Annotated in this window: 16 protein-coding genes; 1 reads left to right on the top strand and 15 read right to left on the bottom strand. The window is 35.4% G+C overall.

Annotated elements, in window-relative coordinates:
- Window positions 1-2: 2 nt before the first annotated feature.
- Window positions 3-1,493 (bottom strand): RecQ family ATP-dependent DNA helicase, encoded by a 1,491-nt coding sequence (locus tag BK577_RS10000; RefSeq protein WP_078432748.1) that lies wholly within the window; start codon window positions 1,491-1,493, stop codon window positions 3-5.
- The gene (locus BK577_RS09995; protein ID WP_078432747.1) at window positions 1,490-2,551 is read right to left on the bottom strand and encodes a YpbB family protein; all 1,062 of its coding nucleotides are present in this window, start codon (window positions 2,549-2,551) and stop codon (window positions 1,490-1,492) included. Before BK577_RS09995 ends, BK577_RS10000 begins: the two co-directional genes overlap by 4 nt.
- Window positions 2,552-2,855: 304 nt before the next feature.
- Here BK577_RS09995 and BK577_RS09990 point away from each other — a divergent pair, with 304 nt between their 5' ends.
- Entirely contained in the window at window positions 2,856-3,104 is a 249-nt protein-coding gene (locus BK577_RS09990; protein WP_026560247.1) for a ferredoxin, read from the top strand.
- A 136-nt stretch (window positions 3,105-3,240) separates the two neighbouring features.
- On the opposite strand, the gene BK577_RS09985 is transcribed toward BK577_RS09990, so the two are convergent.
- The 13 genes from BK577_RS09985 to BK577_RS09925 all read right to left on the bottom strand — a co-directional run bounded on the left by BK577_RS09985 (window position 3,241) and on the right by BK577_RS09925 (window position 16,625).
- Window positions 3,241-4,131: a M23 family metallopeptidase gene (locus BK577_RS09985; RefSeq protein ID WP_139367292.1), complete on the bottom strand. Its 891-nt coding sequence runs from the start codon at window positions 4,129-4,131 to the stop codon at window positions 3,241-3,243.
- Between the two features lie 171 nt (window positions 4,132-4,302).
- A complete protein-coding gene (locus tag BK577_RS09980) occupies window positions 4,303-5,490 on the bottom strand; it encodes a hypothetical protein (protein WP_078432746.1) in 1,188 nt (395 codons plus the stop codon).
- Window positions 5,468-6,019, bottom strand: coding sequence for an RNA polymerase sigma factor SigX (gene sigX / locus BK577_RS09975; RefSeq protein ID WP_078432745.1), 552 nt, complete (start codon window positions 6,017-6,019; stop codon window positions 5,468-5,470). The genes BK577_RS09980 and sigX overlap by 23 nt, the downstream gene beginning before the upstream one ends.
- A 232-nt stretch (window positions 6,020-6,251) precedes the next feature.
- Window positions 6,252-6,830, bottom strand: coding sequence for a cob(I)yrinic acid a,c-diamide adenosyltransferase (locus BK577_RS09970; protein ID WP_078432744.1), 579 nt, complete (start codon window positions 6,828-6,830; stop codon window positions 6,252-6,254).
- A 167-nt stretch (window positions 6,831-6,997) separates the two neighbouring features.
- On the bottom strand, window positions 6,998-8,803 hold the full coding sequence (locus tag BK577_RS09965) for an ATP-binding protein (protein ID WP_078432743.1): 1,806 nt from the start codon (window positions 8,801-8,803) through the stop codon (window positions 6,998-7,000).
- Window positions 8,800-9,522, bottom strand: a complete 723-nt coding sequence (locus tag BK577_RS09960) for a response regulator transcription factor (protein WP_078432742.1) — start codon at window positions 9,520-9,522, stop codon at window positions 8,800-8,802. Before BK577_RS09960 ends, BK577_RS09965 begins: the two co-directional genes overlap by 4 nt.
- A 218-nt stretch (window positions 9,523-9,740) precedes the next feature.
- The gene (ccsB, locus tag BK577_RS09955) at window positions 9,741-10,916 is read right to left on the bottom strand and encodes a c-type cytochrome biogenesis protein CcsB (protein ID WP_078432741.1); all 1,176 of its coding nucleotides are present in this window, start codon (window positions 10,914-10,916) and stop codon (window positions 9,741-9,743) included.
- Between the two features lie 18 nt (window positions 10,917-10,934).
- Window positions 10,935-12,557, bottom strand: a complete 1,623-nt coding sequence (gene resB / locus BK577_RS09950; RefSeq protein ID WP_078432740.1) for a cytochrome c biogenesis protein ResB — start codon at window positions 12,555-12,557, stop codon at window positions 10,935-10,937.
- A gap of 17 nt (window positions 12,558-12,574) precedes the next feature.
- On the bottom strand, window positions 12,575-13,096 hold the full coding sequence (gene resA / locus BK577_RS09945) for a thiol-disulfide oxidoreductase ResA (protein WP_026560256.1): 522 nt from the start codon (window positions 13,094-13,096) through the stop codon (window positions 12,575-12,577).
- Window positions 13,097-13,187: 91 nt separating this feature from the next.
- On the bottom strand, window positions 13,188-13,922 hold the full coding sequence (rluB, locus tag BK577_RS09940; RefSeq protein WP_078432739.1) for a 23S rRNA pseudouridine(2605) synthase RluB: 735 nt from the start codon (window positions 13,920-13,922) through the stop codon (window positions 13,188-13,190).
- Between the two features lie 434 nt (window positions 13,923-14,356).
- Window positions 14,357-14,887, bottom strand: coding sequence for a spore maturation protein (locus tag BK577_RS09935; RefSeq protein ID WP_026560258.1), 531 nt, complete (start codon window positions 14,885-14,887; stop codon window positions 14,357-14,359).
- 6 nt (window positions 14,888-14,893) lie between these two features.
- Window positions 14,894-15,481, bottom strand: a complete 588-nt coding sequence (locus BK577_RS09930; RefSeq protein ID WP_026560259.1) for a nucleoside recognition domain-containing protein — start codon at window positions 15,479-15,481, stop codon at window positions 14,894-14,896.
- Complete coding sequence (locus BK577_RS09925) at window positions 15,474-16,625, bottom strand: D-alanyl-D-alanine carboxypeptidase family protein (RefSeq protein ID WP_078432738.1); 1,152 nt, start codon at window positions 16,623-16,625, stop codon at window positions 15,474-15,476. The genes BK577_RS09930 and BK577_RS09925 overlap by 8 nt, the downstream gene beginning before the upstream one ends.
- Window positions 16,626-16,718 lie beyond the last annotated feature (93 nt).

Below are 16,718 nucleotides of genomic sequence, written 5' to 3'. Positions count from 1 at the left end.
TCTTAATCACTCGCCTTGCCAAAAATCAACTTTAATTCTTCTTGCCAATTTAAATCTAGCTTTTCATTATCCTTATTTTGTTCTTCATGATAGCAGTGAAAATCAATCCCACAAGCATCACAACAATTTTTCACTTGATCGGTCAGGATATCATCAAAATAGGCAAGAAGTTTTTTTCGTCTACATCCTTCATCCCTTAACCAATTACACATTTCTGATAACTTTTGTTGTTTTATTACTATTCTATGTTCAATTTTCTTCCAAATGGTTGATATAATTTGTTCAGTATCCATGGAAAAATTTGAAAGATTTTCATAAGCATGTTCTACATATCTCCATTGCGTTTCCGTGAGACCACACCACTGTTGGATAAATTCAAAGGAAGGTTCGTGCTTGTTTTGTAAAAAGTGAATCGTTCTGCTTAAGTCATCATAGGAAGGAAACTCTGATTCAACTAATGACTTAGGTATTTCATAATCCGTATCGGTTATTAATGTGATAGCAACACTTTTATGTCCGTCACGACCTGCTCTCCCGATTTCCTGCATATAAGACTCTAACTGAGAGGGAAAATGAAAATGTATAACATAACGAATATTCCCTTTGTTTATCCCCATACCAAAAGCATTTGTACAACATACAATGTTTAATTGATCATACAGAAATTGTTGTTGAATTAATATCCGTTGTTCTTGATCCATACCACCATGATAATAAGCAACCTGCTCCATTCCGGATTCAAATAATATATGTGCCAGTCTCTCCGTCCAAATTCTGCTTGAACAATAAATAATTCCCGGACCTTTTAAAGTATACACGATTTGTTGTAATCGATTTATCTTATCATCGATGGTTTGATGCTTTTCAACCGACATAGCAATATTTGGACGGTTGATAGAGTAAATGAATGTATTAACATCATGATTTAAACGAAGAATTTGCCGGACATCTTCTAAAACCTGCTTAGTAGCTGTTGCTGTTAATGCCAAGCAAGGAGGATTATGAAGCTTCTCCCTTAGTTCACCCAGTTTAGAATAATCCGGCCTAAAATCATGCCCCCACTGTGAAATGCAATGAGCCTCATCCACTACAAAAAGTGATATATTTGCTTCTGTTAATGCCTCTATCACATAATCAATTTGTAGAATTTCCGGAGAAGCATAGATGTACCGGTACTTCCTTAGTTGCTTTAAAATCTGTTTTCTTTTCATAAAAGAAACTGAGCTGTTTAAAGCTACAACGTTCTTTTCACCCCTCTGCTTGATTTGCTCTACCTGATCTTCCATAAGAGACAGCAAAGGTGAGATGATAAGAATTGGTCCTTGTAGTATATAGCCCGGCAGTTGATAACAAAGCGATTTTCCTCCACCGGTCGGAAGCATTGCTATAACATCTTTTCTTTGTATAACAGCTTCAATAATCTCTTTCTGACCTGTTCGAAAATGCTTGAGATTAAAATGTATGTGAAGGACGTCCTCTAATTGCTCAATCATTTTCTCCTCCCATTTAAAGCAAACGCCAGCCTGATTTGAAAATAGCTATATTTATGACCTAAATATTCTTTAACTTTTTTTAGCTGATGTGTTTGTAACTCCTCAATTGCTTTCATTATTTTACTGTAGTCATTTTCCTGCAAAAAAAATGACGGATAATAATGAGGATCATGTAAAGTCAATTCAACAATATGATCCTCGATTGTACTTTCTTTTAATTTCCTCATAGTAGCTATTTCTGTGATGTTCTTTCCCTGTAAAACAAATGATCTTGTCACTTTAGTTGAGGTCGTCAGTGCAGCCTGATTAGCTTTATCCTTAATAATAGTATTTAAAATTTCAAAGCTATTTTCCCGGCTTTGTTGCAATTTTATAATGGAATGGATGATATTCCAAAACACCAAATACACATAAAATGGATCCTCATCATGCTTATATGCTATTTGTTCAAAAGTTAGCCCGATTTTCTTACAGGATGTCAGTCTTTGAACAACAATTGTTGCTTCTTTAGAAGAGTGTAGTTTCAGAACAGTTTCAAGTTCTTTATATAGCTTTTCCGTTAAAACTTCCCTTTGTACATTGCTCTGTCTTAAAAATCCCTTTACCCATTGGAGGTCTTCCTGGTTTTTTGTTATAGGTAAATACCCTTTCCTTCCGTATGTCAAGTTTGACACTACTTGAATTAACAAAGACAATCTTTTCCAAAAAACTCTGCTTACATCACCATATTGCCATCCATCGAGTGAAGAAGGTATTGGTTTTTCTTCAAGTTTTTTCAAAAGTACTTCTTTCCCTTTAGGTGTTATGAAGCATAGATTATCGGGCAAGATGTCAATAAGTTCTTCTTGATTGAGTAGTTCCCATGCCGCATCGATTTGCTTCCTAGATAGCTTAGGAATTATTCCAAACAAATGAGTAAGATTAAAAAGTTTGCCATCTTGAATCGTTTGTGAAGATTTTTTCCCTTTAAGTAAATGATAAATAGCGGAGACTGTTCTTTCTCCATTAAGTTGGTTTACACAATTAAGCAAAACTGTATGAAAATAATCTATCTTCATTATACCACCCTACAATGTTTGACAATATTCGATTACATTCTCTATTTTAACAAATTTATGGACATTCGTTTACCATAATTACTCGTAAACACACATCTATTAGGAATACATTTGTCAAAAAGATGTGAAATTTAAGGACTTCAATGGAGTAACAGAAGAGTTTTTTATTGAAAAGTCGAAAAATCCGATTTACAATACTATGTAGGGCAAAGAGAGAATGATGGTATTCAATGGAATTCACTCATTTAATCAGTAATACCATATAATAAAAAATATGGTATGATTTTTTCAGGAGGTTTGTATAATGGCAAAATACACAATTGTTGATAAGGATACATGCATCGCATGTGGTGCTTGTGGAGCAGCAGCACCGGATATTTATGATTATGATGACGAAGGTATTGCATTTGTAACATTAGATGATAATCAAGGGATTGTAGAAGTACCGGATGCCCTTGAAGAAGATATGATGGATGCTTTTGAAGGTTGTCCAACCGATTCAATCAAAATCTCCGATGAGAAATTTGACGGCGATGCATTGAAATTTGAATAATTGTTTGTAAAAAAGATGGCTTATAGAACTGATTCATCCTTCCCTTATAAAGCTGCTAAATTCTCTATAAGAGGAATGTAGGATCGGTTTCAAGCCATCTTTTTTTTCGAAAAAAACTAACTTTTCATTATTTTTATTATTTATTTATGACTAATACCTGCTCCGGATAGATCTTTTCCGAAGTTATATCATTAATCTTTTTGATTGCCTCTGGACTTGTACTAAATTCTGCTGCAATTGATTGTATTGTATCACCGGGCTGCACCACATAATTTGCACTGTTTTTTATAAAAATAGTCAGTTCCTGATTTGGAAAAATCACGTCATTCTTTAGATTATTCCATTTTTTTATTGATGAAACGGATACATTAAATGTATTTGATAACCTCCACAACGTATCGCCTTTCACAACTGTAATCACATTTTTTTGTGAGTTTTCTTCTTGTTTATCGGTTGTCGTTTCTGACAAACCGCCTTGCGCATTTGTTTCAACTGAATCAATAGCACTATCTTCAGCATAAACAGTTTGCTTTACATCCTCTTCAAATACAAACAATGGATCTACTGCATGTTCCTTTTCAAAAGTCCATTCCCCTTTATGTACTTCAAAGTGCAAATGTGTTCCTGTTGAGACTCCTGTATTTCCAATTATACCCAGTATCTGTCCTTTTGTTACTTTTTCTCCTTGTTGAACATTTCTTTCCCTTAAATGTGCATAGACTGTTTCATAACCTTCAGGATGTTTGATAAATACAACATGTCCGTATGTGTCTGAGTAATATGATTTCACTACCAAACCTGAAGACACTGAGATAATTTGTGCTCCTTCAGGTGCAGCAATATCAATTCCCTTATGTTTTCCATTACGAGTGCCAAATGTATCAGTTATTGTTCCTTGAACAGGTTGAATCCATGTGTCCTCGAGTTCCTTTATGTGCGACTCTGCCCTTGCACTATTAGTAACAACTAAAAATAGACCAATGAAAATACAAATCGTACATACAAAAAGATTTTGCCTGGATTGCATTCTTGTCCCCCATTTTTGTTATTTTCTATTTCCTTACGTTACTTAGCTTGTCACTATGGAAAAACAAAGTACAAATTTAAGGATTTACCATTTTGGAGGAGCATATACTATATTTTTCTTTTGAAAAGATAACCCGGATATCTAAAAAAAGAGACTCAGCTCCTAAGTCTCTTAATCATTCTCATCTATAGGATTTGGTGAAAAAGGTACTTCTAATGGTCTTGAAACATCCATTACACCAATTTCTTTTTCTTTTGTACCTTTGAATTGAACGGTTTTATATCCAAAATCTTTAGCAGTTAATAAAATAGATTCTAACATAATTATGCTTTCTTCATTATTTTCGACATTTGCATTTTGCGTAAAGTCAATTTCTAGTCGCTCTCCATCTTCTTTAATGTTAATTTCCCCTATATGTTCCTGGATAGAGGGTTTTAGTTCCTGCTCGTCAATTCCCTTTTTCATTATGTCTATTGCCTCTTCAATTGTCGGAAGCGATTCCGGGGACGGGACAAGTAATTTTGCTTTTGACTCATCATACTGATATACAAGATATGCTTTATTTCTCGTTTCTGTAATTTCTAATTCCTCTTCTTGACCATAATTGCTAAATTCAATTCCCTCTACACCATTTGTGAACAAGTTTGCCTTTTTATACCCCAGCCATCTAAATGTTTCAATTATAGACTCTTTATAAGCAACTTCAGAACCAGATCCTGTGATACTACCATTATCAGATTTATAATTAATTATAATTTCATCATTGTTTTCTTCCTCGAGATCTGTATTTGTCAATACTATCCTTAAAGGTCCAAGTTTTTCTGCAAATTTGTCTGGATTGAACGTTTCTATTTGATCAAGTTCTTCCTTTCCTGCTTCCTCCTTGAAACTGACCGGGATGATGTTTTGTAAACTCTCATCGGTTAATCCAACTGTTATAATATTCGCAGAATTATCTGCATCTGTTACAAATGTTTCTTGTTCAATTTCCTTTCTGCTATTTTCAACATTTTCATTATCCCGATCTTCTGCAAGTGATGATTCCGCCATTTGAAGTTCTTGCCCGGAATTGTTTTCAGCTTTTGTTGACTCTGAGGAAGAGGTTGATGCCATATCCATAGCACTTTCCTCATTTGTACTTGTAATACTTTGAAAGAGCAATGGTGATATTAAAGTTAAAATAAATAATACGGCAATTGTGGCAACAGTTGGAGCAACCCAAATTCGCCGTTTCTTTTTATATTGATTTTTGTAATAGATATTTTGATATAATTCTTTTTTACTTTGTTTATCTCTAACAGAGGGTAATTGTTGTAAAAGTTGTTGAAGTTGCTCTTCATTCCACTCCCGTTTTTTCAATCGAAAGTCCCTCCTTTTCCGTAAGGTTGATCATCTGTTTTTGTAATTGTTTAATCGCCCGATGTTGAGTTGTTTTTACTTTACTCACAGACCAACCTAAAACATCCGCTGTTTCAGTTATTGACATCTCTTGAATATATCTCAAAATAATAACAGCACGTTGGTCAATGGAACAAGCATTCAATGCACGATATATCCATTGAACCTGTTCATTTTGTATAGCAACTTCTTCAGGAAGCGGCTGTCCATCATCTTCAATTTGATGTTGGTCCCATTCAAAACGTTCTAATATTCTTTGCCGAATCGTTTTTTGCTTTCTAAACCAATCAATTGCAACATGTCTTGCAATTGAAATTAGCCAGGTTTTCTCGCTGCTTCTACCTTCAAAACGATCATATGATTTCAGGACACGAATATAAACTTCTTGAACTAAATCCTCCGCTTGTTCACGACTTTTCACCATATAAAACAAAAACTGAAAAAGATCGTGATGATATTTTTCATATAGTTGGTGAAAGGTATCCTCCATGAATAACCCTCCATTCATTTATTTAGTCGAAAAAAATATAGTAAAGTTGCACTTCTTGTAAGTTGAAATATATTTGAAATATATATGTAATAATCGACAACCACTAACTTCTACTTTACCATATTGGAGGTAAATCTATTAGTCTAATTTCCATTAAAAAATCGCTGGAATCATTTATGATCCCGGCGATTATAGTTATGATCTATTGTTTATAAAAAACAGATGGTATTTTTCACTGTTTATCTTTCGGATTTGTTTTAAAAACAAGTGCACTTCGTTCATATTCCACATCTTTTACACCTAAACGGAAATTTATTACTCTAGCAACAGCAAAAAGATAGTCTGATAACCTGTTTAAATATTTGAGGACCTCACCATTAATATCCATTTCTTTTTGGAGTGAAACCGTACATCTTTCTGCTCTTCTTGTGACAGTTCTTGCGATATGAATGACAGCAGCAGCATTACTTCCACCTGGTAAAATAAATTTTTCCAGCGGTGGAGCTTCTTTTACATAATGGTCGATACGCTCTTCCAGTAAAGTAACCATCTCTTCTTTTGCTTTATATGGATACTTTTCTTTTACAACTGCTAAATCTCCTCCACAATCAAATAACTCATGTTGAATTTTCTCTAACTCCTGATAAATATCTTGAAATATTGGATCCGTAAGTAATGTCATGGCTTGACCAATAAAGCTATTCGCTTCATCTATTGTTCCATATGCTTCTACGCGTAAATGATCCTTATCAACTCTTCCACCAATAATACTTGTTTTTCCGCTATCTCCAGTCCGTGTATACAAATTCACGATTATCACACTCCATAATTTTGTGGAATTCCATTAATAGGAAATCTCTATATTACCCGTCTTTTAGAATTTCAGCTGATTTTATAAAAGCTTATTATCAACAAAATTTTGATAATAAGCTTCATATATCATGTGTTTAGTTGTTTCGCATGGAACAAGATTGTTCGTCAATTATATTCAGATTCCAGCTTTTTTCGAGGTAAAAAGAAGCTAAATGTCGTTCCCTCGTCTATTTTACTATGAACACTTATTTTACCTTTATGTGCTTCAATAATATTTTTTACAATCGCTAAGCCCAGACCTGTTCCGGCTCTTCCTCTTGTTCTTGCTTTATCTGCTTTATAGAACCTTTCAAAAACAAATGGAAGATCTTCCTCAGGAATTCCAGAGCCGGAATCTCTAACATCTATTATCACACCGTCTGTATGATCTTTAACCTCAATGACAACTGAACCATTTTCTCCTGTATGGCGTATTGCATTATCTATCAAATTTGTTAAAACTTGCTCAATTCGATCCGGATCAATTACTTTTATAGGTTCTTTAATGTGAACTTCTGTTAAAAGTGAAATGTCTTTTTCTTTTGCAAGCCCTTGAAACTTTCGACCAACCTTTTCAACAAAATCATTCAATGATATTTCTTCTAAATTTAACGTAATATGGCCTGCTTCCATTCTTGCTAAATCAAGCAGGTCGTTTACCAATCTTCCCATTCGCAAAGATTCATCATGAATTACTTTTGCAATATCCTTTTTCTCTTCTTCTGTGCTGGCAATATCATCGACAATTGCTTCACTATACCCCTGCAGCATCGAGATTGGTGTTCTTAGTTCATGACTCACATTTGCAATAAAATCTTTACGAAGTTTATCCAGTCGCCGCTCTTCCGTCATATCGCGAAGCACAGCAACAGCCCCACGAACATGTGATTGATTATATAAAGGAGTCATTAAGATAACCCAGCTTCTTCCTTGAATGATGATTTCAAGCATTTGTTCTTTTTCAGTACTCACTACTCTTTGGAACAACGCTTTCATATCAGAGGGAAGCTCCCCACCAGATTCTACGTTTATGCCTTGTTCATAATACCAAGATGTAAGGAATCTTTCTGCAGGTGGATTCGTTACTAATATAGTTCCGTCAATATTTAATGTAATAACACCATCAGCCATACTGCTTAAAATGTTTGTTAAATGTTCTTTTTCCTGGCTAAGAGCATTAATATGAAACTTGAGCTGCTTCCCCATTTGATTAAAAGCAACACCCAATTCCCCAATTTCATCATTCGACATGATCGGAACTTTTGATTCAAATTTCCCTCTTGCTAACTCTTGAGCTACCTCTCTCATCTTTCTTAATGGATAAGTAATCCTTGTTGATAAGAAAAATGCAAAAATCGTTGTTAAAATAATGGCAATTCCAGCCGCAAGAATAATGTATTTTGTCGTTTCTTTTGTTGTTTCATGTACGGCCTTAAGAGATTGAGAAATAAACACAGCACCTGTCTTGGTTTCTGACACCTCATAAGGTACTCCTACAATAAGAACTTCATCTTCCCCATTAGCAAAAACATCATTTGGCTGCTCAAGATTTGTTCGTTTACTGATTTTTTGCTGCTTTGTTAATGGTAGTGAAAGCTCATCATCTTCTTCAATGTCTTTCATTGTTAAATGAGGTAATTCTTCATCTTTAATAGGTGAGTTCGAAACGTTATTTTCGTTTTCTACAATAATAATATGAGTAAGTTCATCAGCTAATTCCCATGAAATGGACTTTGCAAGCTCCTGATCTTCATGACTTTCAATAATCAGAGACACTTTAGTAGCAAGTTGTGTGAGCTCATCCTCAGCTTTATCTACATGATAATTTTCGATAAACTCAAGCATTAAAATCGTTAAGACAAATAAAACAAAGGAAACGAGCAAAAGAATCGTTCCCCATAACTTTCCAACTACACTTCGCCACAAAATCATGTATTGCTTACCTCAAATTTATATCCGACTCCCCAAACTGTTACAATCATTTTTGCAGCCTCAGGTGAAACTTTGCTTAATTTCTCTCTCAATCGCTTTACATGGGTATCTACTGTTCGTAAATCACCAAAAAATTCATATTGCCACACTTCTTTTAATAACTTTTCACGATCATAAACCTTATCAGGAGTTTTTGCTAAAAAGTATAATAACTCGTATTCCTTAGGTGTTAAACTGACCTCTGTTCCATCTGCTGTTACACGGTGTGCATCATGATCAATTGATAAATGAGGAAACACAATCACATTTTTGGCTGTTGTTTCGGTTTTTAAGAATGACGTTTGGGAAGATCTTCTAAGTAATGCCTTTACTCGGAGAACAACCTCTCTTGGACTAAAAGGTTTGACAATATAATCATCTACACCGGCTTCAAAACCTTGAACACGATTTGCCTCCTCCCCTTTTGCAGTCAGCATAATAATTGGGGTTGCTTTTTTATCACGTAATTGCTTACACACTTCTACTCCATCAATACCCGGCATCATGACATCTAGCATAATCAAATCATATTCATTATTTAATGCGAGCTCTAAAGCTTCATCACCATTTTCAGCTTCTTCAATTTCATAATTTTCTCTTTCTAGATACATTCTAAGTAATCGACGAATGCGATCCTCATCATCTACAACTAAAATTCTGGCAAATTGGTTCTCTTCCATAATAAGAACCCTCCTTCATAAGTAAGTTTTTTCTAAGGGTGATGATTTCATTATGTATAGAATAAAGTCTTGACATGGTCCTTTTAAAATAAGCCCTACATACAAACACAAAGCCTTCACTGCATAGAGTGAAGGCTTTGATAGCAGTGTTTATACTAATTGTACGCTAGTCACACATTTTTATCTACTTTTGAAATAAGTTGAAGCTTTTTGCACGTTTATGCGTACGAATGTAAGCCTGCAATTACTAAGTTAACAAAAATTAGGTTAAACATAATAATGGCAAAGCCGACAACAGCCAGCCATGCTGATTTTTCACCGTGCCATCCCTTGGACAAACGGAGATGTAAATAGGCTGCATAAAATAACCAAGTAATCAGTGCCCATACTTCTTTTGGATCCCATCCCCAAAATCTTGTCCATGCAATTTGCGCCCAAATCATTGCAAATATTAATGCTCCCAAGGTAAAAACAGGAAAGCCTATTGCAACAGAACGATACCCAATTTCATCGACAAGGTCAAGGTTTACATTTTTGGTAAATGGCTTAATTACTGCCCCCAATCGTTTACGTAAAATCAGACGGAGGAGACCATATAGAAAAGACCCAACAACTACTGACCAAATGACCGTGTTAAGCTTGCTTGCAGAAATGATTGCAGGCATTTCGACTAAAGGCTCAAATTTCCCATCTGTTATGAGTTCCCCTTTATGCGGGCCAACTAAAGCTGGTAAATTGAAAGTCATAACTGCTTCTTGATCATTTTTATCAATCCAGTTAAAATCAGCTTGATAATCCATACCTCTAAATGTGCTAGTGACAATAATAAAGCCTAACGTCACAACTAATACATACATAATAAATTCCAGCCAAAACGTTTTCTTTGACGATTTTGTTTGATCAACAACTGTTACTAGATGGATTATTCCGGCAACAGCACTTATGGCCAAGATAGCTTGTCCCAATGCAGCTGTTGTTACATGAATATACAACCAATGACTTTGTAATGATGGTATTAACGGACTTATATCATTTGGAAACATACTACCGTAAGCAATAATTAATACAACGATTGGAAGAGTAAACAAACCTAAAATGGCTACTTTATATATAAAGAACAAAATAATAAATGCCAGAACAAGCATCATACCGAACGCTGTCGTAAATTCAAATAAATTACTGACTGGTGCATGTCCTGATGCAATCCACCTTGTAATAAAGTAGGCAAGTTGTGATACAAACCCTAATATAGTAGTTGCCATTGCAGCAATTGTCCACTTACTTATGTTCTCTGATTTATTGCGCTTATCTCGAATTGAACCGCCGAATAAGAAAATGGCAATTAAATAAATAATAAAAGCTATTTCAAGAAATGTACTACTAAGTGATGCCAAAATTCTCCCTCCTTTATCTTATTCTTTTTCCTTTTGATCTTTCGGTGCAGAAAGTGAGGTACCTTCGACAACGATCTCAATCTCTTTAGCTAATCCATACCAATTTTTATTTGTATGTCCTGCTATTAAAATTTCTTCATTATGTTGTTTTATCCATATGCGACGATGATTCCAATACATACCTTGTATCACACCTATCATGAATATAGCTCCACCTAGAGCAAGAATCCACAAGGTTAAATCTTTTCTCACTGTCAAAGCAGTTAAGTCTTTTGTTTCAATGCCTTCAAATTTCATCTTGTACTGATTTTCACCAGATGGCTCAATTGTTTGCTGAATTGCTACGAAACTTGATTCACCTTCTGGCGTCTGAGGTGTATACATTTTGAAAACAAATGCAGGATTATTCGGAATTCTTGTTTTAGTTGCAGGAACCCCTTCTTCGTCAAAATAAAAGTCAGGTAAGTATGTGGATATTTCCACTTTAATTCCATTCCCAAGATCATATTCTTTTTGAGGGTCTAAAAGATCTACTTGAATTTGACCAAAGCTTTCCTCTGTTTCCTTATTTAGTAAACTAAACGTCATTTTATTTAATTCATTTAATTTATAGTCAACTTGATAGAGAGAATAGGAATCGAATTTTAACGGTTCATTTACTCTTATCTCTTCTTCTTTTACTTTGTTTAACTTCGGCTCTGCACCGTGAACAATTTCCCCTTCTCTTTCATAGAGGATAACGTTAGATTGGAAATTTTTCACAACGCTTCCATCACCTACTCGGGTGATCGCTTCTTCAAACACTTCATCTTCTTTATCTTTCTCATAAACTTCCATAATAAAGTCTTTGTTTTCTAAATAGTAGCGTCCTTCCGTACCTGGAATAACAGCAGTTTCACCTTCTCTAACCCAAAGAACTTCATCAATATACATGCCTGGTACGAACCGCAGCATTGCTCCAATTAAAAAAATAATAAGTCCACAGTGATTTACATATGGGCCCCATCTGGAAAAACGGCCTTTTTCAGCTAAAAGGTTCCCATTTTCCTCCCGCACATGATAACGACGGGAAGCAAGACGTTCTCTTACTAGTTCGAGATCATATTCATTTGTTTTAGTTGAGCTATATAATCGTTGGCGCTTCATAAAAGTATGGTGTCTTGATACACCTTGATTTTTTAATGCTCTATGTAACGGTACAAATCGGTCCAAACTAGCAATGACAAGAGAAATACCAATCGATGCAACTAATATCATATACCACCATGAGCCGTATAGATTATGAAAACCAAGCTCATAATATAGTTGACCGAGTATTCCATATTCATCTTTATAAAATTGACTTGCTGTCACAGAAGGCGGTATGTACATTTCTTGTGGGAAAACGGTACCTAATGCCGAAGCAAGCAAAGTTAGAAAAATTAACCATACACCAACTTTTACTGATGAAAAGAAATTCCAAATTTTATCAACAAAGGTCCTCTTATACGTTTGAGACCGTCTAGCAGAACCTTCGTACTTCATATCCAATAAGTGTTTAGTATCTTTTTTCTCTTTATCTCCCAGCGGATTTCCACATGATTCACATAAAATAGTACCTTCCGGATTTGCGTGACCACACTCGCAATTGACCTTATTCATGCTGAAAACTCCCCATTTTAAGGTTTAATCTGTTCCATATAATCTCTGATCATTCTTTCTGTTAAGGTTCCTGAAGTAATATCAACAACTTCCCCTTCAGGATTGATCATAAAGGTCGTCGGTAATGGGCCGACTCCGTAAGCGTTTAACACTTGACGGTCCTTATCGAGAAGTATAGGAAAGGTTAATTCATGTTTGTTTACGAAGCTCTGAACTGCAATATTCGATTCAGCAATATTGACAGCCAAAACCTCAACTCCATGATTTTTATAATACTCGTACTGGTTGTCCATATAAGGCATTTCCCGCTCACAAGGCTTACACCAAGTTCCCCAGAAATTCAAGAAAACGCCTTTTCCCTTATAGTCAGAAAGCTGATGCTCATTTCCTTCTAAATCTGTTAAAACAAAGTCTGGAGCTTTTGAACCTTCTTTCACCTTTTCCTTACTAACAAAAAAGTTTGAATACAGCGTATATCCCAATGCACCAATTAATAAAATTAATATGATAGAGCGCATAAGTAAACGTTTTTTTTTCATTTACATACTCCCCTACTTCTTGAACATTCTAGGTCATTATAACACTATCCAAATCCTTGGAATAATCTATATTTTGAAGTTTATGTGAAAATTACTGAGTCTGTTTCCCATGTTGGGCAAGTGCTCTAAGCTGTTTCACTTCGTGAGGTGATAGTTCTCTGGAATCTCCAGTTGCTAAACCGTTCAAATTGAGAAATGCAAATTTTTCCCTTTTCAACTTTACTACCTGATGTCCAATTGCTTCAAGCATACGTCTGACTTGGCGATTTCGTCCTTCATGGATCCTTAATTCAATGATGCTTGTTTGTTTCTTTTTGTCAACTGATAATACTTTTACTTGTGCAGGAGCTGTTTTCCCATCTTCAAGTTGAATTCCACGTTCCAATAGCTTTATTTTATCTCTGGCTGGGATTCCCTTAACTTTTGCTACATAGGATTTTTCCACCTCATAGCGGGGATGCATGAGAATATTCGCAAATTCACCATCATTGGTTAATAATAAAATACCGGAAGTATCGTAATCCAGCCTGCCAATAGGATAAATTCTTTGCTTAATATATGGAAAAAAGTCAGTAACAACCTTTCTGCCCTTATCATCTTTTACAGCTGAAATTACTCCTGTTGGTTTATAAAGAAGTAAATAAACAGGTTCTTCACGTTCAAGTGGGATACCCTCGACTTCAACCCGATCCTGATCTGTTACTTTTATCCCCAATTCTTTCACTACTTTTCCGTTTACTTTTACTTTTCCATCTACTATTAATTCCTCTGCTTTACGTCTAGAAGCTATACCAGCATGAGCAATTACTTTTTGTAAGCGTTCCATTTCTGTCACCTCGATAACATATTACTGTTTTCTCTATTTTTTCACAAGTATCGACAATAAAATACCATTATTGATTGTCAAAATGTGCTTACTCATCATACCATAATTTTTTCAGATGTTGTAATTTACGTTTTGATGTGAAAAAATAATTCATTTCTCTCTTTATAAAAGAACAAAAGCGCTGGCGCCTTGATCAGCCTCGGGCAAATAAGACGCAAATGAATAGAAGACGTTCTTTGTCTTCAATTCATTTGTGGCTTATGACCTCGAGGCAGTCAATAACGCGACGTACTGTCGCAATGACTGCACTTGCACGTCCTGTGCTTCGGGGCTAGGCGCTGGAGCTGGATGTCGAAGCGCTTATCCACAGTTCAAGAATTTTATAATTTCATAAACGAAAAAAAAACTTGGCATCCACCAAGTTTTATAATCTACTATGAAAACATAATTGTGACAATGACAATTGCTGCGATTATCCCGACTAAGTCTGCCAACAACCCAACCTTTAAAGCATCTCCCATTTTCCTGATTCCTACCGCTCCAAAATAAACTGTGAGCACATATAATGTCGTATCTGTACTACCTTGCATTGTCGCAGCCAACATGCCTATAAAAGAATCCGGTCCATATGTTGCAATAATATCAGAAGTTAATCCCAACGCAGCCGTTCCTGATATTGGCCGTATAAATGCCAATGGTACAATTTCTGCAGGAATATTCAAAACTTCCAAAGCAGGTTTCATAAAATTCATTAGAAACTCTAACGCTCCTGATGCACGGAAAACGGAAATGGCAACTAACATACCTACTAGATAAGGTATGATTGAAAAAGAGATACTGATTCCTTCCTTACCACCTTCTACGAAGGTTTCATATGTCGGTACCTTTTTGATTGTTCCATAAATCAGAATAAATCCTATGATAACTGGTATGATCCATAATGATATAACGCCAATGAGTCCCATATTCAATCACCCTTTTCTCTTTCTCCTATAATAAAAGAAACGATCTATTAGAATAGCTCCTAATGTTGAAAGAAATGTTGCAATCAATGTAGGTCCAACGATACTGGTAGGTGATGAAGATCCATAGGTCATCATAATTGCAATAACCGTTGTTGGAATTAATGTTAAGCTTGACGTATTTATGGCTAAGAATGTGATCATGGACCTACTCGCTTTGTCAGATCCACCATTTAATACTTTTAACTGTTCCATTGCCTTAATACCCAAAGGTGTAGCAGCATTTCCCAAACCAAAAAGGTTTGCCATCATATTTGAAAGCATATATCCCATTGCAGGATGTTCAGGTGGCACTTCAGGAAATAATCTTGTTACAATTGGCTTAAATAAATTACCCAACTTCTCTAATAAGCCAGCCTTTTCTGCAACTTTCATCAGCCCAAGCCAAAAGACTAAAACACTAATAAAACCGATTGCAATCGTAACAGCTTCTTTTCCTCCTTTAAATATGGCTTCATTTACTTCGTCCATCGTTCCATTAAACATCGCAAAAACAATGCCGATAACCGTCAACATCACCCAAATGATATTAACCATAACGTTTTACCCCAACAGATGCAAAAAAGATATTTCTAAACATGTCCCAGAATGAGCCTTTTGGTTTTTCCACATTTCCATTTTCAAAGTAGATAGGAATGTTGGCAATTGACTTTTCATCAATTTTAATTGTCATTTCACCTACAACATTTGGTACCTTTTTTACATCCTCCCAATCTTTTTTGGGTTTTTGTAATGAAATATCAATCTTCACCTTTTCTTGCTCTTCTTTGCTTAAGGGATAAAGAACATTTCGATCTATGAATACATTCTTCTTATAAAATTCGTGTTCAATCCCATCTAGTGTACCTTCATTCTTTAACTTGACTAGCTCATAATTGTTAAAAGCAAAATTGTGTAGATTCATATGATCCTTCCAGTCATCCGGATCATTTAACGTGACAACGATGGTGTTAAATCCATCTTTTGATGCAGTTGAAACCAATGTTCTTTTAGCCCTAACAGTATATCCTGTTTTTCCGCCGGTACTGTATTCATAAAGGGTTGTTAAAAGTTTGTTCTTATTATGCCAGACTCTGTCCCATTTTTCGTTAGGATTTGGTGCCCGGTGTGTTTCAGTACCCGATATCTTTTGGTAAACTTCATTTTGCATAGCATACTTTGTTAATATCGCCATATCATAAGCGGTTGAATAATGATTTTCATGATCATCTAATCCATGAGGATTTGCGAATACCGTGTTTGTCATTCCAATTTCTTCAGCCTTTTGATTCATCATTATCACAAACCCTTCCAGACTACCCCCAACATGTTCAGCGATCGCTACAGCAGCATCATTTCCAGATCTGAGCATAAGTCCGTACACCAAATCCTCGAGTTTAATTTTTTCCCCTTTTTGCAAATAAACAGAAGATCCCTCTGCCTGGAGTGCTCTCTCACTTACTGTGACCATTTCGTTTAATTTACCGGATTCAACCGCAAGGATTGCAGTCATTATTTTTGTAATGCTTGCAATTCTCATTTTTTGATGTGCTTGTTTTTCATATAAGACCCTTCCAGATTCTTGATCTATTAAAATGGCAGTATGAGCACTTACACCAATACCGTAGGTCTGCTTGGGTATACATGCAAGTAATAAGATAATGATGAAAAACACTGTTGTTATTTTCTTCATGTGCAGCATAAAGCAACCACGTCCCTTACTCGTTCGTTTTGTACAAGTTTATGCACGTGGACAAAGCTTATGAATGAAAAATGAAAATTGCGACTGTCCCCC

Source organism: Metabacillus halosaccharovorans (assembly GCF_002019635.1).
Classification (GTDB): Bacteria; Bacillota; Bacilli; order Bacillales; family Bacillaceae; genus Metabacillus; species Metabacillus halosaccharovorans.
Note: the sequence above shows the minus strand (reverse complement) of the source record. Positions and strands in the feature narration are given on the sequence as shown.